At 73.0% G+C, this 25,441-nt stretch carries 20 protein-coding genes; 9 read left to right on the top strand and 11 right to left on the bottom strand.

Annotation, left to right across the window (positions count from 1 at the left end; all coding sequences use genetic code 11):
* The first annotated feature begins 118 nt into the window (after positions 1 to 118).
* Together ACFO3Q_RS12215 and ACFO3Q_RS12210 are read left to right on the top strand one after the other, a co-directional pair.
* Positions 119 to 1,111: an NAD(P)H-quinone oxidoreductase gene (locus ACFO3Q_RS12215; RefSeq protein WP_377004996.1), complete on the top strand. Its 993-nt coding sequence runs from the start codon at positions 119 to 121 to the stop codon at positions 1,109 to 1,111.
* A gap of 4 nt (positions 1,112 to 1,115) precedes the next feature.
* On the top strand, positions 1,116 to 2,204 hold the full coding sequence (locus ACFO3Q_RS12210; RefSeq protein WP_377004995.1) for an aminopeptidase: 1,089 nt from the start codon (positions 1,116 to 1,118) through the stop codon (positions 2,202 to 2,204).
* Positions 2,205 to 2,219: 15 nt separating this feature from the next.
* Here ACFO3Q_RS12210 and ACFO3Q_RS12205 read toward each other — a convergent pair whose 3' ends face one another.
* From ACFO3Q_RS12205 to dbpA, 3 genes are all read right to left on the bottom strand, one after another.
* A complete protein-coding gene (locus ACFO3Q_RS12205; protein ID WP_377004994.1) occupies positions 2,220 to 2,930 on the bottom strand; it encodes a pseudouridine synthase in 711 nt (236 codons plus the stop codon).
* A 58-nt stretch (positions 2,931 to 2,988) separates the two neighbouring features.
* The gene (locus tag ACFO3Q_RS12200; protein WP_377004993.1) at positions 2,989 to 3,567 is read right to left on the bottom strand and encodes a DUF1415 domain-containing protein; all 579 of its coding nucleotides are present in this window, start codon (positions 3,565 to 3,567) and stop codon (positions 2,989 to 2,991) included.
* A 194-nt stretch (positions 3,568 to 3,761) separates the two neighbouring features.
* On the bottom strand, positions 3,762 to 5,132 hold the full coding sequence (gene dbpA, locus ACFO3Q_RS12195; protein WP_377004992.1) for an ATP-dependent RNA helicase DbpA: 1,371 nt from the start codon (positions 5,130 to 5,132) through the stop codon (positions 3,762 to 3,764).
* 87 nt (positions 5,133 to 5,219) lie between these two features.
* Here dbpA and ACFO3Q_RS12190 point away from each other — a divergent pair, with 87 nt between their 5' ends.
* The 6 genes from ACFO3Q_RS12190 to ACFO3Q_RS12165 all read left to right on the top strand — a co-directional run bounded on the left by ACFO3Q_RS12190 (position 5,220) and on the right by ACFO3Q_RS12165 (position 12,310).
* Entirely contained in the window at positions 5,220 to 7,103 is a 1,884-nt protein-coding gene (locus ACFO3Q_RS12190; protein ID WP_377004991.1) for an ATP-binding cassette domain-containing protein, read from the top strand.
* Positions 7,100 to 7,690, top strand: coding sequence for an RNA 2',3'-cyclic phosphodiesterase (gene thpR, locus ACFO3Q_RS12185; RefSeq protein WP_377004990.1), 591 nt, complete (start codon positions 7,100 to 7,102; stop codon positions 7,688 to 7,690). Before ACFO3Q_RS12190 ends, thpR begins: the two co-directional genes overlap by 4 nt.
* A gap of 43 nt (positions 7,691 to 7,733) precedes the next feature.
* Positions 7,734 to 8,600: a D-hexose-6-phosphate mutarotase gene (locus ACFO3Q_RS12180; RefSeq protein ID WP_377004989.1), complete on the top strand. Its 867-nt coding sequence runs from the start codon at positions 7,734 to 7,736 to the stop codon at positions 8,598 to 8,600.
* A gap of 32 nt (positions 8,601 to 8,632) precedes the next feature.
* Complete coding sequence (locus tag ACFO3Q_RS12175; RefSeq protein WP_377004988.1) at positions 8,633 to 8,800, top strand: hypothetical protein; 168 nt, start codon at positions 8,633 to 8,635, stop codon at positions 8,798 to 8,800.
* A gap of 109 nt (positions 8,801 to 8,909) precedes the next feature.
* A complete protein-coding gene (locus tag ACFO3Q_RS12170; protein ID WP_377004987.1) occupies positions 8,910 to 10,058 on the top strand; it encodes an NAD-dependent epimerase/dehydratase family protein in 1,149 nt (382 codons plus the stop codon).
* Between the two features lie 122 nt (positions 10,059 to 10,180).
* On the top strand, positions 10,181 to 12,310 hold the full coding sequence (locus ACFO3Q_RS12165) for a M13 family metallopeptidase (protein ID WP_377004986.1): 2,130 nt from the start codon (positions 10,181 to 10,183) through the stop codon (positions 12,308 to 12,310).
* Between the two features lie 93 nt (positions 12,311 to 12,403).
* Here the strand turns inward: ACFO3Q_RS12165 and ACFO3Q_RS12160 are convergent, their stop codons facing one another.
* The 8 genes from ACFO3Q_RS12160 to ACFO3Q_RS12125 all read right to left on the bottom strand — a co-directional run bounded on the left by ACFO3Q_RS12160 (position 12,404) and on the right by ACFO3Q_RS12125 (position 23,990).
* On the bottom strand, positions 12,404 to 12,778 hold the full coding sequence (locus ACFO3Q_RS12160) for a hypothetical protein (protein WP_377004985.1): 375 nt from the start codon (positions 12,776 to 12,778) through the stop codon (positions 12,404 to 12,406).
* A 13-nt stretch (positions 12,779 to 12,791) separates the two neighbouring features.
* Positions 12,792 to 14,051: a DNA/RNA non-specific endonuclease gene (locus tag ACFO3Q_RS12155; protein WP_377004984.1), complete on the bottom strand. Its 1,260-nt coding sequence runs from the start codon at positions 14,049 to 14,051 to the stop codon at positions 12,792 to 12,794.
* A 134-nt stretch (positions 14,052 to 14,185) separates the two neighbouring features.
* Entirely contained in the window at positions 14,186 to 16,702 is a 2,517-nt protein-coding gene (gene glgP, locus ACFO3Q_RS12150; protein WP_377004983.1) for an alpha-glucan family phosphorylase, read from the bottom strand.
* Between the two features lie 171 nt (positions 16,703 to 16,873).
* Complete coding sequence (locus ACFO3Q_RS12145) at positions 16,874 to 19,066, bottom strand: M3 family metallopeptidase (protein ID WP_377004982.1); 2,193 nt, start codon at positions 19,064 to 19,066, stop codon at positions 16,874 to 16,876.
* Positions 19,067 to 19,796: 730 nt separating this feature from the next.
* Positions 19,797 to 20,747 carry an aldo/keto reductase gene (locus ACFO3Q_RS12140; protein ID WP_377004981.1) on the bottom strand — a complete coding sequence of 317 codons (951 nt, stop codon included), beginning with the start codon at positions 20,745 to 20,747 and terminating at the stop codon, positions 19,797 to 19,799.
* 137 nt (positions 20,748 to 20,884) lie between these two features.
* Positions 20,885 to 22,312 carry an aldehyde dehydrogenase family protein gene (locus ACFO3Q_RS12135; protein ID WP_377004980.1) on the bottom strand — a complete coding sequence of 476 codons (1,428 nt, stop codon included), beginning with the start codon at positions 22,310 to 22,312 and terminating at the stop codon, positions 20,885 to 20,887.
* Between the two features lie 69 nt (positions 22,313 to 22,381).
* Positions 22,382 to 23,659 (bottom strand): exodeoxyribonuclease VII large subunit, encoded by a 1,278-nt coding sequence (xseA, locus tag ACFO3Q_RS12130; RefSeq protein WP_377004979.1) that lies wholly within the window; start codon positions 23,657 to 23,659, stop codon positions 22,382 to 22,384.
* A gap of 49 nt (positions 23,660 to 23,708) precedes the next feature.
* A complete protein-coding gene (locus ACFO3Q_RS12125; protein ID WP_377004978.1) occupies positions 23,709 to 23,990 on the bottom strand; it encodes a DUF2218 domain-containing protein in 282 nt (93 codons plus the stop codon).
* A 171-nt stretch (positions 23,991 to 24,161) separates the two neighbouring features.
* Here ACFO3Q_RS12125 and ispG point away from each other — a divergent pair, with 171 nt between their 5' ends.
* Entirely contained in the window at positions 24,162 to 25,397 is a 1,236-nt protein-coding gene (gene ispG, locus ACFO3Q_RS12120; protein WP_377004977.1) for a flavodoxin-dependent (E)-4-hydroxy-3-methylbut-2-enyl-diphosphate synthase, read from the top strand.
* Positions 25,398 to 25,441 lie beyond the last annotated feature (44 nt).

Below are 25,441 nucleotides of genomic sequence, written 5' to 3'. Positions count from 1 at the left end.
AAGATCCGGTCGCGGCTGAAGCCGCTCCTACAGCTGCTGCGTGCCTGCGACCACGGCCTTCGTTCCCGGGCCCCGTGCACGCCACAATGCGACACCCGATCCGAACGGAGACTCCCGCATGCGTTACATCGACCACGGCGATGGCGGCGAGGCCGGCGTCCTGACGCTGGCCGAGATGCCGGCGCCGCAGCCGGCCACGGGCCAGGTGCTCGTCCGCGTCGCCCATGCCGGCGTCAACCGCCCCGACGTGCAGCAGCGCAAGGGCGTCTACCCGCCGCCGGCCGACGCCTCGCCGGTGCTCGGGCTGGAGGTCGCCGGTCACATCGAGGCGCTGGGGGAGGGCGTGGACGGCTGGCGCGTCGGCGATCCGGTGTGCGCGCTGACGCCCGGCGGCGGCTACGCCGAGTACTGCGTGACGCCTGCCGCGCATTGCCTGCCGGTGCCGCGCGGCCTGTCGCTGGCCGAAGCGGCGGCCCTGCCGGAGACCTGCTTCACCGTGTGGAGCAACGTGTTCGACCGGGGCCGCCTGCAGGCCGGGGAGACCCTGCTGGTGCACGGCGGATCGAGCGGCATCGGCACGACCGCCATCCAGATGGCGCGCGCGCTGGGCGCCGCCAGCATCGTCACCGTCGGCGGCGCCGACAAGGCGCGGGCCTGCCTGGCGCTGGGCGCGCGTGCCGCGATCGACTACCGCGAGCAGGACTTCGTCGAGGAGGTGAAGCGGCTGACCGACGGGCGCGGCGTGGACGTGATCCTCGACATGGTCGGCGGCGACTACACGCCCCGCAACCTGCGCTGCCTCGCGGTCGGCGGACGCCTGGTGCAGATCGCCTTCCTGCGCGGACGCAGCGCGGAACTCGACCTGGGCCTGCTGATGACCCGCCGCCTGCACGTCACCGGCTCCACCCTGCGACCGCAGTCGCACGAGGCCAAGGCCGCCATCGCCCGCAGCCTGCGCGAGCGGGTGTGGCCGGAGATCGAGGCCGGCGCGATCCGGCCGATCGTGCACGCGCGCTTCCCGCTCGAACGCGCCGCGGAGGCGCACAGGCTGATGGAGTCGAGCGGGCACATCGGCAAGATCGTCCTGGACGTGCGCGGCGGCGACGCCTGAGCGCATGGTCCGCGGCCTGCGCGTCCTGCGGGCGACCGCGCTCCCGGTGCTGCTGCTGGCGGTGACGGGCTGCGCATCGCTGGGCTACTACGGCCATCTCGCCCGTGGCCAGGCGGCCCTGCTGCGCCAGCGCGTGCCCATCGCCGCCGTGGTCGACGACGCGCGGGCCGACCCGGTGCTGCGCGCGCGCCTGGCCGAGGTGCTGGAGGCGCGCGCCTTCGCCGTCTCGCACCTGGGCCTGCCGGACAACGCGAGCTACACCCGCTACGTAGCCCTCGACCGGCCGTGGGTGAGCTGGGCGGTCTACGCCGCGCGCGAGTTCTCGACCCAGCCGGCGCTGCGCTGCTTCCCCGTCGCCGGCTGCGTGCCCTACGTCGGCTACTTCAGTCCCGAACGGGCGCGGGCGGAGGCGCAGCGGCTGCGGGCCCGGGGGCTGGAGACCTGGATCGGCGGCGTGCCGGCCTACTCGACGCTCGGCTGGTTCGCCGATCCGGTGTTCAGCAGCATGCTGCGCGGCGGCCAGGACGAACTGATCGAGATCGTCTTCCACGAGCTCGCCCACCAGTGGCTCTACGTGCGCGACGACACGGTGTTCAACGAGTCGCTCGCGAGCTTCGTCGGCCGCCAGGGCCTGGTCGAGTGGCGGCGCTCGCGCGGCGAGCCCGAGCCCGATCCGGCGCGGGCCGAGCGCGAGCGCGCCTTCGTGACGCGCGTGCTGGCGCTGCGCGAGGACCTCGCGGCGCTCTACGCGCGCCCACTGGATCCGGCGACGATGCGCATCCTCAAGGCCGCGCACATCGCGGACTTCCGCGCCTGGTACGCGGCGCAGCGGGCCGGGCCATGGCGCGACGAGCGGCGCTTCGACGCCTGGGCCAACGCCCCCATCGACAATGCCGCGCTCGCGCCTTTCGGGCTGTACGACCGCTGGGTGCCGGCGTTCGAGGGCGTGTTCGAGGCGGTTGGACAGGACTGGGGGCGCTTCCGCGCCGCCGTGGAGCAGGTCGCGCGGATGCCGCCGGCGGTGCGAAGCGACTATCTCGATGCCTGGGCGGCCGCGATGGAAGGCCCGCCGCGCGATGCCGTCCTGCGCTGAGGCCGGCGACGGCGGCTACCAGTCGGTGCGTCCCGGCAGCAGGCCGCGCAGCTCCGCGTCGGTGAGGTTGCGCCACTGGCCCGGCTTGAGCACCCCCAGGCGGATGTTGTCGATGCGCACCCGGCGCAGCTGGGTCACCCGGTAGCCGAAGGCGGCCGACATCAGCCGGATCTGCCGGTTGAGACCCTGGGTCAGCACGATGCGGAAGCCGAACTTGGCGATGCGCGCGGTGCGGCAGGGCAGGGTCGTCTGGTTGTGGATGCGCACGCCGCGCGCCATGCCCGTGAGGAACTCCGGGGTGACCGGCCTGTTGACCCCCACCAGGTACTCCTTCTCGTGCCGGTTCTCGGCGCGCAGGATCTCGTTGACGATGTCGCCGTTGCTCGTCAGCAGGATCAGCCCCTCGGAGTCCTTGTCGAGGCGGCCGATCGGGAAGATGCGCTGCTCGTGGCCGACGAAGTCCACGATGTTGCCCTTGACCGTGGATTCCGTGGTGCAGGTGATGCCCACCGGCTTGTTCAGGGCGATGTAGACGTGGCGCCGCCCGGCGCGCTTCGCGCGCAGCGGCAGGGGGCGGCCGTCGAGCAGCACCTCGTCCCCGTCGGCGACCTCGGTGCCGATGGTGCCGGGCACGCCGTTCACGGTGACCCGGCGCGCGGCGATCAGGCGGTCGGCCTCGCGGCGCGAACAGAAGCCGGTTTCGGCGATGTGTTTGTTGAGGCGCATCCGGCGGCAGGCTGGCGAGGGCCGCACAGTGTAGGAGCAGGCGGGGCCGCGCGCCGCTTCAGGCGTCCGCGTCCGGCGTCCGCCAGAGCGCGTCCCAGCCGCTGCGGCCCAGGCGGCGCAGGGTCTCGATGTTGCGCTGGTAGATCGCGTCGGTGTCCGGGACCGCGGCCACGGCCGCATCGATGCTGCTTTCGCGCAGCAGGTGCAGGATCGGGTAGGGGCTGCGGTTGGTGAAGTTCTCGATCGCGTCGGCCGGTGCGTCGGCGAAACGGTAGTGCGGATGGAAGCTCGCGACCTGCACCACGCCCTCCAGCCCGCGCATGCGCACCGCGAGGTCGGCGATGTCCAGGAAGGCGTTGTAGGCGTCGAACGCCTGCAGCACCCCGGGGTGGACGAGCAGGGTGGTCTCGATCTCCTGCGGGTCGGACTCGGCCAGCAGGCCGAGCTCGGCATCGAGATCGCCCAGCAGCGCGTCCTCGTCGCGGGCATGGCTGACCCGCATGCGCAGGCGACCCCGGACCAGCGGCGCCCGCGCGAACGGACAGAGGTTGAGCCCGACCACCGCGCGCTCGACCCAGTCGCGGGTGGCGGCGAGGACGGCGGCGTCGTCGGGAGCGTCGTTGGGCAGCGCGGTCATGCGTGACGTCGTGTGGGGCGGGTTGCCGGGGGGAGTCGTGCGATGGGGAGGCTGTTCGATGGTGGGCGGAAAGCGGCCGCTGCGCGGCCTCACCCGTTCACGGCGAGGAGTGAGACATCAGGAGTGAGAAGCGCCAGAAGGCGCGGCTGCCCACCCTCGTTTCCCACTCCTCCTCACTCGTTCCTGCTCCAGGATCAGATCCGCCGCACCCGGAAGCTGCGGCCCTTGATCTTCCCGGCCATGAGCGCCGCGGCGGCGGCGTCGGCCTTGCCGCGGTGGACGGCGACGTAGGAGCGGGTGGGGAAGATGTCGATCTTGCCGATGGCCTCCGCCTTCAGCCCGGCCGCGCCGGTGAGGGCGCCGAGGACGTCGCCGGGGCGCAGCTTGTCGGTGCGGCCGGCGTCGATGCGCAGGGTCGCCATCGGCGCGCGCGGCACGTCGCGCGGGCTGCTGCCGGCGGGCGTGGCCCGTGCCCAGCGGAGGGTCACGCCGTAGCGGTCTTCCAGCGTGTGCGCGCGCTGGATCTCGCGCGGCGTCACCAGGCTGAGCGCGAGCCCGGTCCTGCCCGCGCGCGCGGTGCGGCCGATGCGGTGCAGGTAGACGTCGGGGTCGCTCGGCAGTTCGTAGTTGACCACGCAGGCGAGGTCCTTCACGTCGAGCCCGCGCGCGGCGACGTCGCTGGCGACCAGCACCGTGAGGCTGCGGTTGGCGAAGCGCACCAGCACCTCGTCGCGGTCGCGCTGCTCGAGGTCGCCGTGCAGGGCGTCCGCGGCGAAGCCGAGCCGCTGCAGCGCCGCGACCACCTCGTCCACGTCGCGCTTGGTGTTGCAGAACACCACGGCGGATTCGGGGCGGTGTTCGAGCAGCAGGCCGGCGAGGGCGGCCGGCTTCATCGACAGGTCGACCTCGTGGAAGAAGGCCTCGACGGCCGGCCGGCTCTCGCCCTCGACCGTCACCTCGACCGGCTCGCGCAGCGAGACCTTCGCCATCTCGCGGATCGCGTCCGGCCAGGTGGCCGAGAACAGCAGGCTCTGGCGGTCGCCCGGCAGGCGCCTGACGATGTCGCGGATCGCCTCCTCGAAGCCCATGTCGAGCATGCGGTCGGCCTCGTCCAGCACCAGGGTGCGCACGCCGCCGAGGTGCAGGGCGCCCTTGCGCATCAGTTCCTGCACGCGCCCCGGGGTGCCGACCACGATGTGCGGGTCGTGGGTGAGCGAGGCGAGCTGCGGGCCCAGCGGGATGCCGCCGGTGAGCAGGGTCAGCTTGACGTTGGGGATGCCGCTGGCCAGGCGCCGCACCTCCTTGGCCACCTGGTCGGCGAGCTCGCGCGTCGGGCAGAGCACCAGGGCCTGCACGCGCACGGTCGCCGGATCGAGCCGCTGCAGCAGGCCCAGCGCGAAGGCGGCGGTCTTGCCGCTGCCGGTCGGGGCCTGGGCGACGAGGTCGCGGCCGTCGAGGATGACCGGCAGCGTGCGCGCCTGGATCGGGGTGGGGGTCGTGAAGCCGGCGGCTTCGATGCCCTGTCGCAGCGGCGCCGCGAGGGGCAGGTCGGAGAAGGAGTCCATGCGCGCATGATCGCAGGTTTGGCCCTGCGCCCACCGGACGGGAGCGCGGGCGCGGTGCCGAGGCGCCGGGCCCCGTAGAATGCCCGGATGTCCCTGATCTCCCTGCTCGACGTCGACTACAGCATCGGCGGCCCCCTCCTGCTCGACGGCGTCTCCATGACCGTGGAGGCCAACGAGCGGATCGCGCTCATCGGCCGCAACGGCGCCGGCAAGTCCACCCTCATGCGGCTCATGGTCGGCGAGCTGAAGCCCGACGACGGCGAGGTGCGCGTGGCCGGCGGCGTGCGCATCGCCCGGCTGGAGCAGGAAGTCCCTGCCGGCGCCGAGGGCAGCGTGTTCGACGTGGTCGCCGGCGGGCTCGGCGAGCTGGGCGCCTGGCTGGCCGAGTTCCATCGCCTGAGCCATGCCGCGGAGTTCGATGCCGAGGCGATGTCGGCCGTGCAGGCGAAGATCGAGGGCGCACAGGGCTGGACCGCCGACCAGCGCGTCGCCGAGACGCTGGAGCGCCTCGGCCTGGACGGCGACGCGGTGTTCGGGCGGCTGTCGGGCGGCATGAAGCGCCGCGTGCTGCTGGCGCGCGCGCTGGTCTCGGCGCCCGACGTGCTGCTGCTCGACGAGCCGACCAACCACCTCGACATCGAGGCCATCGACTGGCTCGAGGGCTTCCTCAAGAGCTGGCAGGGCAGCCTGGTCTTCATCACCCACGACCGCCGCTTCCTGCGCGCGCTGGCCACGCGCATCGTCGAGATCGACCGTGGCAGCCTGACCAGCTGGCCGGGCGACTGGGCCAACTACGAGCGTCGCCGCGAGGAGCGCCTGAACGCGGAAGCGCAGGAGAACGCGCGCTTCGACAAGCTGCTGGCGCAGGAGGAGGTGTGGATCCGCCAGGGCATCAAGGCGCGCCGCACCCGCGACGAGGGACGCGTCCGCCGGCTGGAGGCGATGCGCGTGGAGCGCCGCCAGCGCCGCGAGCAGACCGGCAACGTGCGCATGGACCTCGCGCAGGCGGAGTCGTCGGGCAGGAAGGTGATCGAGGCGAAGGACGCGACCCTGGCCTACGGCGACCGCGTGCTGGTGCGCGACTTCTCCACGCGGATCATGCGCGGCGACCGCATCGGCCTGATCGGCCCCAACGGCAGCGGCAAGACCACCCTGCTCAAGGGCCTGCTGGGCGAGCTTGCGCCGGTGTCCGGCGAGATCCTGCAGGGCAGCAACCTGCAGGTCGCCTATTTCGACCAGTACCGCGCCACCCTGCGCGAGGACTGGAACGCGCTGGACAACGTGTCCGAGGGCAAGGAGTTCGTCGAGGTCGGCGGGCGCCGCAAGCACGTGCTGGGCTACCTGCAGGACTTCCTGTTCACCCCGGAGCGCGCGCGGGCGCCGATCACGAGGCTCTCGGGCGGCGAGCGCAACCGCCTGCTGCTGGCCAAGCTGTTCGCCCAGCCGGCCAACCTGCTGGTGATGGACGAGCCCACCAACGACCTCGACGTCGAGACCCTGGAGCTGCTCGAGGAACTGCTGGGCGAGTACGCCGGCACCCTGCTGCTGGTCAGCCACGACCGCGACTTCCTCGACAACGTGGTGACCTCCACCCTGGTGATGGAGGGCGGCGGCCGCGTCGGCGAGTACGTCGGCGGTTACAGCGACTGGCAGCGGCAACGCCCGCAGCCGGCTCCGGCGCCCGCGGCGGCGGAGCGGCCTGCGGCGCCCAAGGCCACGCCCGCCCCGGCGGCGCCCAGGCCGGCGGTGCGCAGGCTGAGCTACAAGGAGACGCAGGAGCTGGAGAAGCTGCCCGCGCGCATCGAGGCGATGGAGGCGCGCATGGCGACGCTCACCGCCGAGATGAACGAGCCGGCCTTCTACCAGCGCGAGGCGGCCGCGATCACCGCGCATGCCGCCGAGGTCGCGGCGCTGCAGGCCGACCTCGACGCGGCCTATGCGCGATGGGAGGCGCTGGAGAACCCGCAGTGAGCGGCCCCGTCCAGGGCGGGCTGTTCGGCGATCCGGCGCAGGATGCCGGCGGCGAGGTCCACCGGCTGTTCTTCGCCCTGTGGCCGGACGAGGACGTCCGCGCGGCCATGGCCGCGCGTGCGGCGGACCTGCGCGCCCGGCACCCCGCGCGGGCGCGCTGGGTCGGCGCGCACCGCTACCACCTCACTCTCTGTTTCCTCGGCGACCGTCCGGTGCTGGACGTGCCCGTGCTGGAACGCGCTTCGGCTGCGGCCGCGGCGCTCGCGCCGTCCGGCTTCGACCTGGTCCTGGACCGCGCGGGCAGCTTCGCCAACCGCAGCATCCCGTGGTGGCTGGGCTGCAGCGCGACGCCTCCCGGCCTGGTCGCGCTGCACGACGCCCTGGCTTCCGCCCTGGTCCGCGCCGGCGTGCGCCTGCATCCGCCGACCCGGCTTGTGCCGCACGTGACCGTCGCGCGCGATGCGGCCGAGCCGCTGGACGCCCCGGTCGCGCCGCTGGCCTGGCGCGTCGACCGCTTCGTGCTGATCCACAGCGTGCTCGGGCCGCGGTCGCAGTATCGGATCGTGGGCGAGTGGCCGCTGGCCTGAACCGCTGCGGCAAGATGGCGTCCTTCTCCAGGAGGTGCATGTGGTGACGATCGACATTCCCGGCGTGCGTGCCGGCCGCCATGCGGGCGTCCCCGCGCTCCTGGTGGAGACCGCCGAGGCCACGGCCGCGGTCAGTCCGTTCGGGGCGCACCTGCTGTCGTGGACGCCGCGCGGCTTCGCCGACGTGCTGTGGCTGTCGCCGACCAGCATGCTGCCGCCGAAGCCGATCCGCGGCGGGGTGCCGGTGTGCTGGCCGTACTTCGCACGCCAGGGCCAGCCGGACGACGCGCCCCAGCACGGCATCGCGCGCACGCGCACCTGGTCGCTGGTCGGAGGCGCCCGGGACGAGGCGGGCGCGGTGCGGCTCGACTTCGTGCTCGACGACGCCGACCCCGATCTCGAGGTGCGCATGGAGGTCGAGATCGGCCGCGCGCTGGTGCAGCGCCTGGTCACCCGCAACCGCGGCACAGCGGCGCGCACGCTGACCCAGGCCATGCATACCTACTTCGCCGTGGGCGACGCGCGCCGCGTTCACGTCGAGGGCCTGGACGGACTCGACTACCTCGACAAGTTCGACGGCTTCGCGCGGCACCGCCAGCAGGGCGACTGGAGCCTGCGCGAGGCGCGCGACCCCGGGCGCAGCGACCGCATCTACCTCGACGCGCCGGGCCGCTACGTGCTGGTCGATCCGGTCGCGCGGCGCAGGATCCTCCTGTCCACCGCGGGCAGCCGCAGCCTGGTCGCCTGGAATCCGGGCGAGGAGGCCGTGCGCGGCTTCGCCGACATCCCGCGCGAGGGCTGGCTGGAGTACGTCTGCCTCGAAGCCGCGAACGCCGCGCCGGACAGCGTCGAACTCGCCCCCGGTGCCAGTCACGCGCTGGAACAGCGCGTGGAGGTGGCGCACCTCTGACCGGGCCGCGCCTGCGGCCTGCACGCTCAGGGATGCAGCGGGAGAGCCCGGCCTGCGGCCGCCGCCTGGACGCCGGGGCCGACATCGCGTTCGCCGCGGACGCCATCTTCCACATCGGCTACTACGTCATGGGCTTCGTGATCGAGGAGCTCCTAGGCCGCGTACCGGAGGCGGCGGCCGCGCCGCCGCCGGATGGGTAGGCCGGACGGTTCCCCCACTTTCGCCACGGGTGGCGCGGGCACGGGGCGCCGCATGCTCGCGGCGATCCGGGCGCAGCGTGCGGCCGGTGCCTTCGAGGAGCAGTGCGTCATGTCCACCTCACGTCGCGATCTCTTCAGGCTCGGCGCATTTGCCGCCGCGGCCACCGTCCTGCCTGCCTTCGCCGCTGCCCCGGCGCCCGCGGTGCCGCGCGCCGCGCGGCCGCTGCGCATCCTGATCCTGGGCGGGACCGGCTTCACCGGGCCGTTCCAGGTCGCCTACGCGCTCGCGCGCGGGCACCGGGTGACGCTGTTCAACCGGGGCTCGCGCCCGTCGCCGGAGTGGCCGGGGGAGGTCGAGCAGCTGCACGGCGACCGCAATACCGGGGACCTCGCCGCACTCGAAGGGCGCGAGTGGGACGTGTGCATCGACAACCCGACCACGCTGCCGTTCTGGGTGCGCGACGCCGGCCGCGTGCTGGCGGGACGGGTGGGGCACTACCTCTTCATCTCGACCATCTCGGTCTACGCGGACGGCTCGCGGCCCGGCATCGACGAGGACGCCCCGCTGGCGCAGTACCGCGGCGCCGACGCCATGGCGGAGACCCAGGAGAGTCTGCGCGCCGACGTCGGCAACCTCTACGGCCCGCTCAAGGCGCGCAGCGAGGCCGAGGCGCGGCACCAGTTCGGCGAGCGCGTGACGATCGTGCGCCCCGGCTACATCGTCGGCCCGCGCGACGAGACCGACCGCTTCACCTACTGGCCGAAGCGGATCGCCGAGGGCGGCGAGGTACTGGTGCCGGGAGACGGCCGCGACCCGGTGCAGATGATCGACGGGCGCGATCTCGGCGAGTGGATGATCCGGCTGGCCGAAGCCGGCACCACCGGCACCTTCAACGCGGTCGGGCCGGACTACCGGCTGAGCACGGACGCCATGGTCCACGGCATCCACGCGGTCACCGGCGGACCGGTGCGCTTCACCCACGTCCCGGCGGCGTTCCTGGCGGAGCAGGGCGTGCGCTTCGGCGCCGACCTGCCGGTGTGGTTCCCGCAGGAGCACGAGTTCGGCGGCTACGGGCAGGTCTCCAACGCGCGCGCCCTGGCCGCCGGACTGAGCTTCCGCCCCTTCGCCACCACCGTCGCCGACCTGCTGGCCTGGTACCGCGGACTGCCCTCCGAGCGCCAGGCGGAGCTGCGCGCGGGCATGCCGCGCGAGCGCGAGGCGGAGCTGCTGCGGGCCTGGCACGCCCGCGCGGGCTGACGCGGCGGGCCGGACGGCGCGGGAGGGACGTTCGGCCCATGCCCGGGCGCGGCCCACGCGGTATGGTGGTGGGCTGGCGTGGCCGTCGTGCGCGCCGTTTCCGTACGTGACCCGGAGAGACCATGTTGAAGAAGACCTCGCTGTTCGCCGCGACATCGCTCGCGCTGGCCCTCGCGCTCCCGGCAGGCGCGCACGAGCGGCACGCCTGCCTGGACGAGGCCTGCGCGCTGCAGGCGCTGTTCGCCACCGACGCCACCGCCGGAGGCTCCGGAGGCGGGGACACCGTCGCCGCCACGCGCTACGGCAGCTGGGGCATCGATACCGCCGGCATGAAGCCCGAGGTGAACCCGGGCGAGGACTTCTTCGCATACGTCAGCGGCACCTGGGCCGAGACCACCGAGATCCCGGCGGACCGTTCCAGCTACGGCGCCTTCATGATGCTGCGCGACCTCTCCGAGGCGCGCGTGCGCCAGCTCATCGAGAGCTACCCGCTGGGCAATCCGGCCACCGACGGCGACGCCGCCAAGATCGCGGCGCTCTACCAGGGCTTCATGGACGAGGCGACCATCGAGGCGCTCGGCGCCCAGCCGCTGGCGCCCCACCTCGACGCGATCCGCGCAGCGGCCGACAAGGACGCCATCGCCACCCTGATGGGCCGCAGCCGCGGCGGTCTGGGCGGGACCTACTTCGGTGCCTTCGTGTCCGACGACCAGCTCGACCCGGACCGCTACGTGCTCTACCTGAGCCAGTCCGGCCTGGGCCTGAGCGACCGCGAGATGTACCTCGACGAGAAGTTCGCGCCGCAGCGCGAGCGCTACCAGGCCTACGTCGCGCAGATGCTGGAGCTGGCCGGCTGGGAGCGCCCGCAGGCGCACGCCGAGGCCATCGTCGCCATGGAGACGCGCCTCGCGCAGGCGCACTGGACCCGCGCCGAGAGCCGCGACCGCGACAAGACCTACAACCCGACCACGCTCGCCGAGCTGGAGCGCGACGCGCCGGGCTTCCCGTGGACGCGCTACTTCGAGGCGGCGGGCATCGCGCACGCCGACAAGGCCGTGGTCCGCCAGGACACGGCCTTCCCGAAGATGGCGGAGATCTTCGCCGAGACCGAGCTCGACACGCTCAAGGCGTGGATGGCCTTCCACACCACCGACAACGCGGCGCCGCTGCTGTCCAGCGCCTTCGTCGACGCGCAGTTCGAGTTCCGCCAGAAGTTCCTGAACGGCCAGCCCGAGCAGCGCGAGCGCTGGAAGCGCGGCGTGTCCTTCGCCGAGGGCGCGATGGGCGAGGCCATCGGCCGCGACTACGTCGCGCTGTACTTCCCGCCCGACGCCAAGGCCAAGATGGACGAGCTGGTCGCGAACGTGAAGACCGCGATGGGCGCGCGCCTGCAGCAGCTCGACTGGATGAGCCCGGAGACCAAGACCGAGGCCATGGCCAAGCTGCAGAACTTCGGCCTCAAGATCGGCCACCCGGACACCTGGCGCGACTACAGCGGCCTGGAGGTCGTCAACGGCGACCTGTTCGGCAACGCGCTGCGCTCCATGGCCTTCGAGTGGGACTACCGCCGCAACCGCATCGGCCAGCCGGTGGACAAGGGCGAGTGGGGCATGACGCCGCAGACCGTCAACGCCTACTACTCGCCGGTGAAGAACGAGATCGTGTTCCCGGCGGCCATCCTGCAGCCGCCGTTCTTCGATCCCGACGCCGATCCGGCCGTGAACTACGGCGCCATCGGTGGCGTGATCGGCCACGAGATCATCCACGGCTTCGACGACCAGGGCCGCAAGTCCGACGGCAAGGGCCTGCTGCGCGACTGGTGGACGGCCGAGGACGCAGCCAAGTTCGAGGCGCAGGCGGCCAAGCTCGGCGCGCAGTACGAGTCCTACGTGTTCCCGCAGCTGCCCGGCATGCACATCAACGGCCGGGTCTCGATGGGCGAGAACATCGGCGACCTCGGCGGCCTGACCATCGCGCTGGAGGCCTACCGCCGCTCGCTGGGCGGCGAGGAGGCGCCGGTGATCGACGGCTTCACCGGCGAGCAGCGCTTCTTCATGGGCTGGGCGCAGGTGTGGCGGATCCTGTGGCGCGACGATGCACTGCGCCAGCAGCTCGTCAACGGTCCGCACTCGCCGGGCCAGATCCGCGCGTTCGCGCCGCTGCGCAACATCGATGCGTGGTACGAGGCGTTCAACGTGACCGCCGACGACCCGTTGTGGATCGCGCCGGAAGACCGCGTCCGCATCTGGTGACGCAGACCGACAGGGGCCGCGCGAGCGGCCCCTGTCGCATCCGGGCGTCGCACGCCCGCCGGCGCCGCGGCGCACCGGCCCTCGGCGGACCGGCTATTGCGGCCGCGCGCGTTCCGCCACGTCGGCGAGCGTGCGCGGGGTGACGTCCCAGCGCTCCGGCGCCTCGTAGTCGAAGTCGACGGTGACCTTCCCGGTGGCGCGGCGCAGCTTGACCACGCAGGCGTTCCAGTCGTCCTTGCCGGGCACGCGGGTGGCCGCGCGCAGCGCGTCCAGCCGGGTGCCGAGCGCGCCCGCGCCCGGCGTGGCGGGTTCGGCGGCGGCGCCGTCGCGGTAGCGGAAGCCGGCCAGGCGGCGGGCGCCGTCGGCGTAGCTCGCGACCAGCGCGTAGCCGTCCCACGGGCGGTCCGCGACGGCGGGATCGGTCGCGATGAGGCGGCCGATCTCCATGATGAGGGCGTTCTTGTCCATGGCGCGGAGGGTATCAGTTCGCTTCGGCGATCATGCCCGGCATGTCGCCGCGCGCGATGCGGTCGTACACCTGGCCCGCGGCGTTGTCGAACACGGTCACCTGCGGCTGGTAGACGACGGCGCCGCTCTCCGGTTCGGTCACGGTGTACTCGACCACGACCTGGTCGGGGCGCTCCGCGCCGGGCGGGTCCAGCGCCACGCGCAGGTCGATGTTCATCCCGGCATCCAGCCAGTCGGCCCACTCGTTCTCCAGGCGCGCGTAGGCGCCGGTGTTGAAGTTGCCGTTCTGCGGGAACATGTTGACCGGCCCGTGGCCGTGCACGAAGCGGTAGGCCAGGATGTGGCCGGTGTGCTCGCTGCTGTCGAGACCGTGCTCCACGCGGAAGTCCGCCTGCGCGGTGTTCTCGACGGTGTCGCCGGCGCGGTGGCTGCCGCTGCCCGGCAGCCAGGTCAGCGTGGCCTCGGCCTGCAGCGGACGGCCGTCTTCGTCGAACGTCCACACCACGTCGTTGACCTCGCCGCTGCCCACCTCGGTGACCAGGGCGTGGATGCTGTCGGCCGACACGGTCTCGCTCAGGCCCACGCTGCCGTCGGGCTGGGTGCCCGTGAGCAGGAGGTGGTTGAGGGCGGCGCGCTGGTCGGGAGCCGTGGGGTCGCGCTGCACCAGCGTGTGGATGGAGAAGTCCTGCCGGTCCAGCACGGCGGAACCGGGGCCGTGCTCGAACGGGGCGTCGAAGACGCTCGCCGGGCCGGACATCACCCGCAGCTCGCTGACGGGCCGGGACTGGGTCACCGTGCTCTTGTTGATGACCAGCCGCGTGTCCTCCAGGCTGCCGACGTCGTTGATCTCGGCCAGCGTGCGGAAGGTCTCCTCGAAGGGCGTGCCGGCGAAGTCGCCCCCGCGCAGTTCCACCGTGGTGCCGGGCGGCCAGGTGTCGGGGTCCATCGGGTTGAGCGCCTGCATGGCCGCGGGCGTCGCCGCGTTCCGCGGGAGGTTGGCGTGGTAGTCGACGAGGATGGGGCCCGCCTGGTGCCCCGGCGTCGTCACCGTCACCTCGGTGCTGGCGCTGTAGGTCGTGCGCTGGCGGAAGCTGGACTCGTCCGCGACGCGGGTGGTGGCGGGGTCGTGCTCGAAGCGGACGTCGCGGCCTTCCCCGGCGGTGAGGACGGGGTCGAAGCCCGTCTCGCGGGAGGACAGGGAGCCCAGCCGCTGCAGGGCGCCGTTGAGCCAATCGCCGATCGGGAGGGTGGGGCGGGAAACGTCGAGGGTCATGTCGGGGGCAGGATGGCGACGCGGGCATCGTCGCGCGCAGCCTAGCCGGGCCGCGCCCGCGGCCATATCCGGGCTGACCCGAGGTATCCGGTCCGGGCCGGGGCGGCGCGCTCCGGCGCGACCGCCCCGCGGCGTCAGGAGGCCCAGGCGATCTGCGGGACCTCCAGAGGCACCTGCTGCCCGGGCAGGGCGCCGATCACGCGGGCGGTGTAGTGCGCGGCCGGGCGCCGCGCCGGCACCTCGCCGACGAAGCGCAGGTGGCGGCCTTCGCGCTGGCCGGTCTGCCGCGCCAGCGGAACCGCTTCGGCGGGCGCGTCGCCGACCGCGTCGGCGTAGAGCTCGATCCGCAGCAGGGCGGGGTCGACCGCGCCGGTATGCACCGAGACCGCGAAGCGGTGGCGGCCGTCGACGGTCTCGGCGCGCCAGTCGAGGATGCGCACGTCGTGCCAGTGCGCGGCCAGCGCCTCGCGCCGGCGCAGGCGTTCGGTGAGCTCGAGGATGTCCGCCCCGGCGCGCTCCCGGTACTGGCGCGCGGCCGGGAGGTAGTAGCGCTCCACGTACTCGCGCACCGTGCGGTCGGCGGAGAAGCGGGCCGTGAGCTGGGCCATGCTCGCTCGGATGCGCGCCAGCCAGGCCCGGGGCAGCCCGTCGTCGTCGCGCTCGTAGAACTCCGGCACCACCTCGTTCTCCAGCAGGTCGTAGAGCTGCATGGCGTCGGCACGGTCCCAGCGCGCGTCGTGTTCCTCGCCGTCGCCGATGCCCCAGCCGAGCTCGGGCGTATGCGCTTCCGCCCACCAGCCGTCGAGCTGCGACAGGTTGAGGCCGCCGTTGGCGAGGACCTTCATGCCGCTGGTGCCGCTGGCCTCCCAGGGGCGCCGCGGCGTGTTCACCCACACGTCCACGCCCTGCACCAGGTGGCGCGCGACGCGCATGTCGTAGTCGGCCAGGAAGGCGATGCGCCCACGGGCCTCGGGCAGCCGCGAGAACTCCGCCCACTCGCGGACCATGGCCTGGCCCTTGGTGTCCGCCGGGTGCGCCTTGCCCGCGATCAGCAACTGCACCGGGCGCTGGGGATCGTTGAGGATGCGCAGCAGCCGGTCGGGGTCGGCCAGCAGCAGGTTGGGGCGCTTGTAGGTGGCGAAGCGCCGCGCGAAGCCCAGGGTGAGCGCGGCCGGGTCGAACAGGCTGCGCGCGATCTCCATCTGCTCGACGCTGGCGCCGCGGATGGCGATGCTGCGCGCCACGTGCTCGCGGGTGAATTCCACAAGGCAGCGGCGTGTGGCCTGGCGCAGCGCCCACAGCGCGGCGTCGTCCACGGCCGCGAGGTCGTCGTGTCCCGCGCTGGAGTCGCCGCTCCAGGCCCCGGCGCCCGCGGCCTTCTCCCACAGCGGGCGGGCCTCGCGCGCGATCCAGGTGGGGACGTGGATGCCGTTGGTGACGTGGCCGATGGGCACCTCGCGTTCCGGCCAGCGCGGGAACAGCTCGGTGAAGATGCGCCGGCTCGTCTCGCCGTGCAGGGCGCTGACGGCATTGACGCCCCCGCTGCAGCGGGTGGCCAGGAAGGCCATGTTGAGCGGCTCGTCCGGGTCGTCGGCGTGCCTTCGGCCGAGCGCGAGCAGGGCCTGCATGGGCAGGTGCAGCTCCTGTTCCGCGTACCGGCGCAGGTACTTGGCGGCGAGCTCGGGCGGGAAGCGGTCGAAGCCGGCCTCCACCGGGGTGTGGGTGGTGAACACGTTGCCCGCGCGGGTGACCGCCATCGCCACCTCGAAGGGCACCGCGTGGGCGTGCATGTAGTGGCGCGCGCGCTCCAGCACGGCGAAGGCGGCGTGGCCCTCGTTGAGGTGGAGCACGTCCGGTTCGATGCCGATCTCGCGCAGCAGGCGCCAGCCGCCGATGCCCAGCACGATCTCCTGGCGCAGGCGCATCTCGCTGCCGCCGCCGTAGAGTTCGCTGGTGATGAGCCGGATCTGCGGCGGATTGGCCGGGTCGTTGGTGTCGAGGAGCAGCAGCCGGTTGCGGCCGATGCGCGCCTCCCAGGCGCGGATCCAGAGGGTGATGCCCGGCAGCACGATGCGCAGGCGGACCAGGCTGCCGTCGGCGCGGTACAGCGGCCGCACCGGCATGTGGTGGGTGTCGTTGACCGGGTACAGCGCCTGCTGCTCGCCGGCGGCGTTGATCTCCTGGCGGAAGTAGCCGTGCTGCCAGAGCAGCCCCACGGCCGTCACGGGCACGCCGAGGTCATCGGCCGCGCGCAACTGGTCGCCGGCGACGTTGCCCAGGCCGCCGGAGTAGATCGGCAGCGTCTCGCTGAGCATGTACTCCATGCAGAAGTAGGCGATGTGCCGCAGCGGCCCGCCGTGCAGCGTCTCGCCGAACCAGGTGGGCGCGGCGGAGCGCGCGCGGCGCTCGGCGTCCAGCGCCTCCAGCCGGCGGCGGAACGGCGCGGTCGCCAGCGTGGCCTCCAGGCGCTGCCGGCTGGCCGCGTGGAGCACGAGGCAGGGATTGCCGGTGAGCGTCCACAGCTCCTCGTCGATGGCGCGCCAGATGGCATCGTTGTCCGCGTCCCAGCGGATCGACAGGTCCATGGCGAGGTCGCGCAGCGCGCCGAGCGCGCTGGTGTCGGGGGTGGCGGAGTCGTCGAAGACCGGCATGCGCGTGTGTCCTTCCCGTCGTCGGCAGGACCGACGACGTTACGGATGCGCGCCGTGCCTGTCGACGCAGGCCGCGTGAGCGCCGCCTGCCCGTTCAGCGGCGTGAACGCAGCGCCGGAAACGACGACGCCGCCCGGAGGCGGCGTCGTGCGTTGCCGGTGGCGTCGCGGGTCAGTCGAGACCGCGGCGCTTCAGCAGCGGAGCGATCTCCGCGTCGCGGCCGCGGAAGTCGCGGAACAGCTCCATCGCGTCCTTGCTGCCGCCGCGCGACAGCAGGGTGGCGCGGAAGTGGTCGCCGTTCTCGCGGGTCAGGCCGCCGTTCTCCTTGAACCACTCCACGGCGTCGGCGTCGAGCACCTCCGACCAGATGTAGGAGTAGTAGCCGGCTGAGTAGCCGCCGCCCCAGGTGTGCGAGAAGTAGGGCGTGCGGTAGCGCGGCGGCACCGGCGCGAAGTCGATGCCGGCGGCGCGCAGCGCGTCGGCCTCGAAGCCGAGCACGCCGTCGGCGTCGGGCAGCTCCGCCGCGGTCTTCTGGTGCCAGGCCTGGTCGAGCATCGCCGAGGCGAGGTACTCGGTGGTGGCGTAGCCCTGGTTGAACTGCTCGGAGGCGATCACCTTGTCCAGCAGCTCCTGCGGGATCGGCTCGCCGGTCTCGTGGTGCTTGGCGTAGTTGGCCAGCACCTCGGGCCAGGTCGCCCACATCTCGTTGACCTGCGACGGGTACTCGACGAAGTCGCGCGGCACCGCGGTGCCGGCGAAGCGCGGGTAGGTCACGTCGGAGAACATGCCGTGCAGTGCATGGCCGAACTCGTGGAACATCGTGGTGACCTCGTCGAAGGTCATCAGCGTCGGCTGGCCGGCCGGCGGCTTCGGGATGTTCTGGTTGTTGGAGATCACCGGGCGGGTGCCGCGCAGGTGCGACTGCCCGACCCACGCGTTCATCCAGGCACCGCCGCGCTTGGACGGACGCGCGTAGAAGTCGCCGGTGAACAGCGCCATGGACTCGCCGTTGGCGTCGAACACCTCGTAGACCAGCACGTCCGGGTTGTAGACCGGCAGGTCGGTGCGGCGCTTGAAGGTCAGGCCGTAGAGCTTCTCGGCGGCGAAGAACACGCCGTTCTCGAGCACGTTGGTGAGCTCGAAGTACGGGCGCAGCTGCGCGTCGTCGATGGCGTAGCGCTCGGCGCGGACCTTCTCGGCGTAGTAGGCCCAGTCCCAGGGCTGCAGCTCGAAGTCGCCGCCCTCGGCCGCGATCATCTTCTGCAGGTCGGCGGCCTCGGCGCGGGCGTTGCGCACGGCGGCCGGCGCCAGCTCGTTCATGCGGGTGTTGACCGCATCGACGGTGCCGGCGGTGGCCTCCTCGAGCTGGTAGGCCGCGTGGTTCGGGTAGCCGAGGAGGGCGGCGCGCTCGGCGCGGAGCTTGGCGATGCGCGAGATGGTCTCGCGGTTGTCGTAGTCGCCGCCGCGGCTGTTGCGGTTGATCGACGCCTCGAAGATGCGCTGGCGCAGCGCGCGGTTCTCGAGCGAGGCGAGCGGCGGCTGGCCGGTGGTGTTCTGCAGGGTGATGAGGTACTTGCCTTCCTCGCCGCGCGCGGTGGCGGCGTCGGCGGCCGCGCCGATGGCGGCCTCGGACAGGCCGGCGAGCTCCTCGCGGGTGTCGACCAGGACGCCCGAGGCGTTCACCTCGTGCAGCACGTTCTGGGTGAAGCGGGTCTGCAGCGCGGCGAGTTCGCCGTTGATGCCGCGCAGGGTCTCCTTGTCGGCCTCGGAGAGCTTGGCGCCGGCGCGGACGAAGTCGGTGTAGTAGCGCTCCAGCAGGCGCCTGGACTCGGCGTCGAGGCCGAGGCTGTCGCGCTGCTCGTGGAGCGTCTCGATGCGCGCGAACAGCGCCGGGTCGAGCAGGATGCTGTCGCGGTGGGCCGCGAGCTTGGGCGCGATCTCGGTCTGCAGCGCGCGCAGGGTGTCGTTGGTGTCGGTGCCGTTCAGGGCGAAGAACACGGTCGAGACGCGACCCAGGATCTCGCCGGCGCGCTCCAGCGCGACGATGGTGTTCTCGAAGGTCGGCGGCTCGCTGTTGCCGGCGATCGCCTGGACCTCGGCGAGGTTGTCGGCCATGCCGCGCTCGAAGGCCGGCGCGAAGTGCTCGTCGCGGATCCGGTCGAACTGCGGGTACTGGTACTGCAGCGGGCTCGGCGCGAAGAACGGGTTCTCGGCGCGCGCCGCCTCCTGGTCGCCGCTGCCCGCGGTCGCGCCCGGGGCGGATGCCGTCGTGGTACCGCCCTCCTGCGCCTCGGTGCTGCAGCCGGCGAGCGGAATGGAAAGGGCCGAGGCCACGGCCAGGGCGAGAGCGAGACGGTTGGTCATCGTGAAGCGGTTCCTTGATGGACGGTTCAACGCCCGAGGGTAACGCGGATCGGCAGGAGGGCACGCATGACGAAAGGCATGGTGGGTGGGATGGAGCGGGAATGGGGAAGGGTGAGGCGGGAATCGGGAATCGGGGTCTCGGGATGGCTGGAGAGGGAGCCACTGGTCGGGGCAGGGGAACGGCAGGGTCACCGGTCGGCGGCGAGACGCACGCCGTGGGGAAAGCGCGCCCGCCCCCAACCCTCCCCAGCTGCGGTGGGATGGAGCGGGAATGGGGAAGGGTGAGGCGGGAATCGGGAATTGGGGTCTCGGGATGGCTGGAGAGGGAGCCACTGGTCGGGGCAGGGGAACGGCAGGGCCACGGTCGGCGGCGAGACGCACGCCGTGGGGAAAGCGCGCCCGCCCCCAACCCTCCCCAGCTGCGGTGGGATGGGGCGGGAATGGGGAAGGGTGAGGCGGGAACCGGGAATCGGGGTCTCGGGATGGCTGGAGAGGGGGCCGCTGGTCGGGGCAGGGGAACGGCAGGGGCACCGGTCGGCGGCGAGACGCACGCCGTGGGGAAGCGCGCGCGCCCCCAACCCTCCCCAGTTGCGCGGGAGAGGGAGTCCGTCGGCACGCTCAGGGCGGAAGCAGCCTCCTCTTCCCGTTCCACCTCAATCGAAGAACACCCCCAAGCCCGCTCCACTCTCCAGTTCCCGATTCCCGACTCCCCATTCCCGCTTCACCCATCTCACCCACTCACCCCCTCCAGCCTCTCCACCTCCTCCGCCGCCAGCACGAGGTCCGGAGCCTTCAGGAGTTCCTGGAGCTGCTCGATGCTGGTGGCGCTGACGATGGGGGCGGTGATGCCGGGGCGGGCGAGGAGCCAGGCGAGGGCGACCTGGGCGGGGGTGGCGGCGTGGGCGGCGGCGATGGCGTCGAGCGCATCCAGGATGCGCAGCCCGCGCGGGTTCAGGTGCTTCTCGACCATGCCGCCGCGGGCGCGGCCTGCGAGGTCGGCCTGGCTGCGGTACTTGCCGGACAGGAAGCCCGCGGCCAGGGCGAAGTAGGGGATGACGCCGAGGCCGTGCTCCCGGGCGACGCCCTCGAGTTCCGCCTCGTAGTCGCGGCGCTCGACGAGGTTGTAGCCGGGCTGCAGCGCCTCGTAGCGCGGCAGGCCCAGGCGGGCGCTGGTCTCCAGCGCCTCGCGCAGGCGCGGGGCGCTGTAGTTCGACGCCCCGATCGCGCGCACCTTGCCCTCGCGGATCAGCTCGGCGAAGGCGTCGAGGGTTTCCTCCAGTGGCGTGTCCGCGTCGTCCTCGTGCGCCTGGTACAGGTCGATGCGGTCGGTGCGCAGCCGGCGCAGCGAGGCCTCGACGGCCTGGCGCATGTAGGTGCGCGACAGGCCGCGCCGGCCTTCGCCCATCGGCTTGCCGAGCTTGGTCGCGAGCACCACCGCGTCGCGGCGGCCGCTGCGCGCGAACCACTCGCCGAGCACGGTCTCGGACTCGCCGCCGCTGTTGCCCGGCGCCCAGTGCGAGTAGACGTCGGCGGTATCGACGAGGTTGTAGCCGGCGTCGACGAAGGCGTCGAGCAGGCGGAAGGAGGTTGCGGCGTCGGCGGTCCAGCCGAACACGTTGCCGCCGAAGGCGAGCGGCGCGACCGAGAGGCCGGAGCGGCCGAGGGGGCGGAATGCGGGCATGGGATCGTCTCCGTCGGTGGTGGTGGATGTGGGAGCGGCTTCAGCCGCGAGCGGTGAGGCGGGACGTGCGGCGGTCGGGGTCAGTCGCGGCTGAAGCCGCTCCCACGCGCATCCGTTCCCGAGCGCGCGACGTGCCGTCAGTCGCGGACGACGAGCAGCCGCGTCTCGCTCATGTCCTCGATGGCGTAGCGGACGCCCTCGCGGCCGAGGCCGGAGTCCTTCACGCCGCCGTAGGGCATGTTGTCCACGCGGAAGCTCGGCACGTCGTTGATCACCACGCCGCCGACCTCCAGTTCGTCCCAGGCGCGCATGCTGCGGCCGAGGTCGTTGGTGAAGACGCCGGCCTGGAGGCCGAAGTCGGAGGCGTTCACCCGCGCCAGCGCGTCGTCGAAGTCGTCGAAGCGCTCCAGCACCACCACCGGCCCGAAGGCCTCCTGGCGGGCGAGCTCGGCGTCGCCGGGAACGTCCTCCAGCACCGCGGGCGTCAGCATGTTGCGGCGGCGCTCGCCGCCGGCGAGGAGGCGGGCGCCGCCCTGCACCGCGGCGCGGATCCAGCCTTCCAGGCGCTCGGCGGCGGCCTCGTCGATCATCGGGCCGATGAAGGTCTCCTCGTTCCGCGGATCGCCGGCGACGAGACCGGCGACCCGTTCGACCAGGCGGTCGCGGAGCGTCCCGTACAGCGAGGCGTGGGCGAGGATGCGCTGCACGCTGATGCAGCTCTGCCCCGACTGGTAGAAGGCGCCGAAGACCAGCCGCTCGACCACCGCGTCGAGGCGCCCGGCCTGGTCGCCGTCCACGATGCAGGCCGCGTTGCCGCCGAGCTCGAGGGTGACCTTCTTCTTCCCGGCGCGGGCCTTGAAGTCCCAGCCGACCAGGCCCCCGGTGAAGGAGAGCAGCCTGATGCGCTCGTCCTCGATCAGCGGCGCGGCATCCTCGTTCGACAGCGGCAGGATCGAGAACGCGCCTTCGGGCAGGTCGGTTTCCGCCAGGATCTCGCCGACGATCAGCGCGCCCAGCGGCGTCTTGGCCGCCGGCTTGAGCACGAAGGGACAGCCCGCGGCGATGGCCGGCGCCACCTTGTGCGCGACGAGGTTGAGCGGGAAGTTGAACGGGGTGATGAAGCTGCACGGCCCCAGCGGCACGCGCTTCCAGAAGCCGCGGTAGCCGCGGGTCCGGGCCGAGATCTCCAGGTTGATGGTCTCGCCGCCGATGCGCACGGCTTCCTCGGACGCCACGCGGAAGGTCTCGATCAGGCGGGCGACCTCGCCGCGGGCGTCGCGGATCGGCTTGCCGGCCTCGACGCACAGCGCCAGCGCGAGCTCCTCGGCGCGCTGGCGGAAGCGGGCGACGCAGTGGTCGAGCACCGCCTGCCGCTGGTAGGGCCGGAACGCGCGCATCGGCCCCGCCGCCCGCGCGGCGGCGGCGATGGCGGCCTCGACCGCAGCGGCGTCGCCCATGGCGCAGCGGGCCGCGACCTCGCCGCTGTACTTGTCGAGCACGTCCAGCGCCGCGTTGGCGGCCACGGGCCGGTTGGCGAGGTAGTAGGGATAGGTGTCGGCGAGCATGCGATCTCTCCAGGTAGCGCGACCCGCGAGTGTGTACCCGCGGAGGATTCACGCAGCGTGTGAGCGTGGTCAGCGCTCCGGCACGCGATCCACGGTGACCGGCACCGTGCCGTCGGCGAAGCGCAGGTCGAGGCCCTGGCCGGCGCGCACCTCGGCCGCGCGCCCGACCACCGCGCCGGTGCCGGCTTCGCTGACGATGGCGTAGCCGCGGCCGAGCACCGCCAGCGGGCTCATCGCCTCCAGCGCACGCGCGAGACCGGCCAGGCGCAGGCCGCGGCGTTCGAGCTGCCGCTGCATGGCGCCGTGGAGGCGGGCATCGAGCTGGGCGAGGCGCTGCCCCCGGCGGGCAAGGGGCGCGTCGCGCAGTGCGTGGAGCCGGCGCGCCAGCGCGTCCAGGCGCTCGCGGCCCCGGGCCAGGCGCGCATGCGGCCGCTGCGCGCGCAGGCGCAGCCAGGCGTGGTCGGCCTGCTGGGCGAGGGCGACCAGGCGGCGCCGCAGGGCGGCGCGCATCCGCTGTGCGCCGCGGTCCAGGCCGGCGCGCAGCGCCTGGCGGTCGGGCACCAGCAGCTCGGCCGCGGCCGAGGGCGTGGCCGCGCGGAGGTCGGCGGCGAAGTCGGCGAGGCTGACGTCGATCTCGTGGCCCACCGCGCAGACCGTCGGCATCGGCGCGGCCGCCAGGGTGCGCACCACGCGCTCGTCGTTGAAGGCCATCAGGTCCTCCAGCGAGCCGCCGCCGCGGGTCAGCAGCAGGGCGTCGTAGCGGCCGCTGGCGTAGGCGCGCTCCAGCATGGCCACGATGTCCGCCGGGGCGGTGGCGCCCTGCACGAGCACCGGGAGCACCTCGACCTCCAGCAGGGGACAGCGCCGGGCGAGCACGCTCATCACGTCGCGCACCGCCGCGCCGGTGGGCGAGGTGACCACCGCCAGTCGGCGGATCCACGATGGCACCGGCCGTTTGCGGCCGGTATCGAAGAGGCCTTCCGCGGCGAGCCGCGCCTTCAGTTCCTCGTAGGCGCGGCGCAGGGCGCCTTCCCCGGCCTCCTCGACCGAGTCGAGGATCAACTGGTAGTCGCCGCGCGCCTCGTAGAGGGTCAGGCGGCCGCGCACGACCACCTGCATGCCGTTCGCGGGCGCGAAGCGCAGCCACTGGCTCTTGGGACGGAACAGCGCACAGCGCACCTGGGCGCGCGCGTCCTTGAGCGAGAAGTAGACGTGACCCGAGGCCGGGCGCGAGAAGTTGCAGATCTCGCCCTCGACGGTGACGGCGGGAAAGCTGCCTTCGAGGATGTCGCGCGCGAGCGCGTTGAGCTGGGCGGGGGTCAGCAGGTCTGGCGGATGGGGGGGCAAGGCGGGGCGTGCGGACGGCGGGCCAGTGTCGCAGGTCGCCGCCGCCGCGTCAGCGCCAGTCGACGACCAGTTCGCCCTCGCGCGCCATGCGCTGGAGGTGTTCGGCCACCACCTCGCGCAGGCGTGCGTCCGCGTCGGCGTCCGGCGTGTCGAGCACCGCGTGCAGTTCGGTCTCGGTCGCGTCCAGGGTCAGCGTGGCCCCCGGGCCGAAGACGACCCGGCCGTGGCCGGGCTCATGCGCGACCTCCAGCTTGTGGGCCCAGTGGGTGCAGAGGCGCTTGATCAGGCGGGCGCCCTCGACGGTGGCGATGCGGGCAGTGGCGTGCGGCATGGTGTGCTCCTCGGGGATCCGCGGGAGGCATGGGGCACGGCGGTGGCCGGCACAAGATGCCGGGAGGCGGAACGCAGCGTCCGGCGTGGGCTGAATCGCCGTGCCTGCGGCGCGGTCGCGCCTGCCGCACTGGGCTAAAATCGCGGGGTTTCCTCCAGCCAGCCCGCCACGATGACCGCCACCGCAGCACCGCAACCGCGCCGCACGACCCGTGCCGTGCGCATCGGCCACGTCACCGTGGGCGGCGACGCGCCGGTCGTGGTGCAGTCGATGACCAACACCGACACCGCGGACGTCGCGTCCACGGTGAAGCAGGTGGCCGAGCTGGCCCGCGCCGGCTCCGAGCTGGTGCGCATCACCGTCAACACGCACGAGGCCGCGGCCGCGGTGCCGCGCATCCGAGAGAAGCTCGACCTCATGGGCGTGGACGTGCCGCTGATCGGCGACTTCCACTACAACGGCCACCAGCTCCTGGCGAAGGAGCCGGCGGCGGCGCGCGCGCTGGCCAAGTACCGCATCAACCCCGGCAACGTCGGCTTCGGCAAGAAGCGCGACACCCAGTTCGCCGAGCTGATCGGCTTCGCCATCGAGTACGACAGGCCGGTGCGCATCGGCGTGAACTGGGGCTCGCTCGACCAGTCGCTGGCCGCGGCCCTGATGGACGAGAACGCCCGTCGCGCCGAGCCCTGGGAGGCGCAGCGCGTGCTGCGGGAGGCGATGATCCGCTCCGCCCTCGATTCCGCCGCCCGCGCGGTCGAGCTGGGCCTCGGCGCGGACCGCATCGTGCTCAGCGCCAAGGTCAGCGGTGTGCAGGAGCTCATCGCCGTCTACCGCGACATGGCTTCGCGCGGCGACTACGCGCTGCACCTGGGGCTGACCGAGGCCGGCATGGGCTCCAAGGGCATCGTCGCCTCGTCCGCGGCGCTGGCGGTGCTGCTGCAGGAAGGCATCGGCGACACCATCCGCATCTCCCTGACCCCGGAGCCGGGGCAGTCGCGCACGGCCGAGGTCGTGGTGGCCCAGGAGCTGCTGCAGACCATGGGCCTGCGCGCGTTCACGCCGATGGTGACGGCCTGCCCGGGCTGCGGCCGGACCACCAGCACCTTCTTCCAGGAACTCGCGCAGACCGTGCAGGACCACGTGCGCGCGAAGATGCCCGAGTGGAAGATCACCAACCCCGGCGCGGAGAACCTGACCCTCGCGGTCATGGGCTGCGTGGTCAACGGGCCGGGCGAGTCGCGCCACGCGAACATCGGCATCTCGCTGCCCGGGACCGGCGAGGCGCCGGCGGCGCCGGTGTTCATCGACGGCGAGAAGGCCGTCACCCTGCGCGGCGAGCGCATCGCGCAGGAGTTCGTCGCCCTGATCGACGACTACGTCGCGACCCGCTACGGCGTCGCCCGCTGAGGACGGCGCGCCTCGCCGGCGGCGGGACGCCGCTGCGCTAGACT

This window comes from Coralloluteibacterium thermophilum (genome assembly GCF_042654365.1).
Taxonomy (GTDB): domain Bacteria; phylum Pseudomonadota; class Gammaproteobacteria; order Xanthomonadales; family Xanthomonadaceae; genus Coralloluteibacterium; species Coralloluteibacterium thermophilum.
Note: the sequence above shows the minus strand (reverse complement) of the source record. Positions and strands in the feature narration are given on the sequence as shown.

Excerpts from the sequence above, each read along its gene's own strand:
- ACFO3Q_RS12200 (WP_377004993.1), bottom strand. The coding sequence starts at position 3,567 with ATGACCGCGCTGCCCAACGACGCTCCCGACGACGCCGCCGTCCTCGCC.
- ispG (WP_377004977.1), top strand. The coding sequence starts at position 24,162 with ATGACCGCCACCGCAGCACCGCAACCGCGCCGCACGACCCGTGCCGTG.
- ACFO3Q_RS12190 (WP_377004991.1), top strand. The coding sequence starts at position 5,220 with ATGTCCCTGATCTCCCTGCTCGACGTCGACTACAGCATCGGCGGCCCC.
- ACFO3Q_RS12175 (WP_377004988.1), top strand. The coding sequence starts at position 8,633 with ATGCAGCGGGAGAGCCCGGCCTGCGGCCGCCGCCTGGACGCCGGGGCC.
- ACFO3Q_RS12140 (WP_377004981.1), bottom strand. The coding sequence starts at position 20,747 with ATGCCCGCATTCCGCCCCCTCGGCCGCTCCGGCCTCTCGGTCGCGCCG.
- ACFO3Q_RS12210 (WP_377004995.1), top strand. The coding sequence starts at position 1,116 with ATGGTCCGCGGCCTGCGCGTCCTGCGGGCGACCGCGCTCCCGGTGCTG.
- ACFO3Q_RS12165 (WP_377004986.1), top strand. The coding sequence starts at position 10,181 with ATGTTGAAGAAGACCTCGCTGTTCGCCGCGACATCGCTCGCGCTGGCC.
- ACFO3Q_RS12205 (WP_377004994.1), bottom strand. The coding sequence starts at position 2,930 with ATGCGCCTCAACAAACACATCGCCGAAACCGGCTTCTGTTCGCGCCGC.
- ACFO3Q_RS12170 (WP_377004987.1), top strand. The coding sequence starts at position 8,910 with ATGTCCACCTCACGTCGCGATCTCTTCAGGCTCGGCGCATTTGCCGCC.
- ACFO3Q_RS12215 (WP_377004996.1), top strand. The coding sequence starts at position 119 with ATGCGTTACATCGACCACGGCGATGGCGGCGAGGCCGGCGTCCTGACG.
- ACFO3Q_RS12135 (WP_377004980.1), bottom strand. The coding sequence starts at position 22,312 with ATGCTCGCCGACACCTATCCCTACTACCTCGCCAACCGGCCCGTGGCC.
- ACFO3Q_RS12160 (WP_377004985.1), bottom strand. The coding sequence starts at position 12,778 with ATGGACAAGAACGCCCTCATCATGGAGATCGGCCGCCTCATCGCGACC.
- ACFO3Q_RS12155 (WP_377004984.1), bottom strand. The coding sequence starts at position 14,051 with ATGACCCTCGACGTTTCCCGCCCCACCCTCCCGATCGGCGATTGGCTC.
- dbpA (WP_377004992.1), bottom strand. The coding sequence starts at position 5,132 with ATGGACTCCTTCTCCGACCTGCCCCTCGCGGCGCCGCTGCGACAGGGC.
- ACFO3Q_RS12145 (WP_377004982.1), bottom strand. The coding sequence starts at position 19,066 with ATGACCAACCGTCTCGCTCTCGCCCTGGCCGTGGCCTCGGCCCTTTCC.
- ACFO3Q_RS12125 (WP_377004978.1), bottom strand. The coding sequence starts at position 23,990 with ATGCCGCACGCCACTGCCCGCATCGCCACCGTCGAGGGCGCCCGCCTG.
- glgP (WP_377004983.1), bottom strand. The coding sequence starts at position 16,702 with ATGCCGGTCTTCGACGACTCCGCCACCCCCGACACCAGCGCGCTCGGC.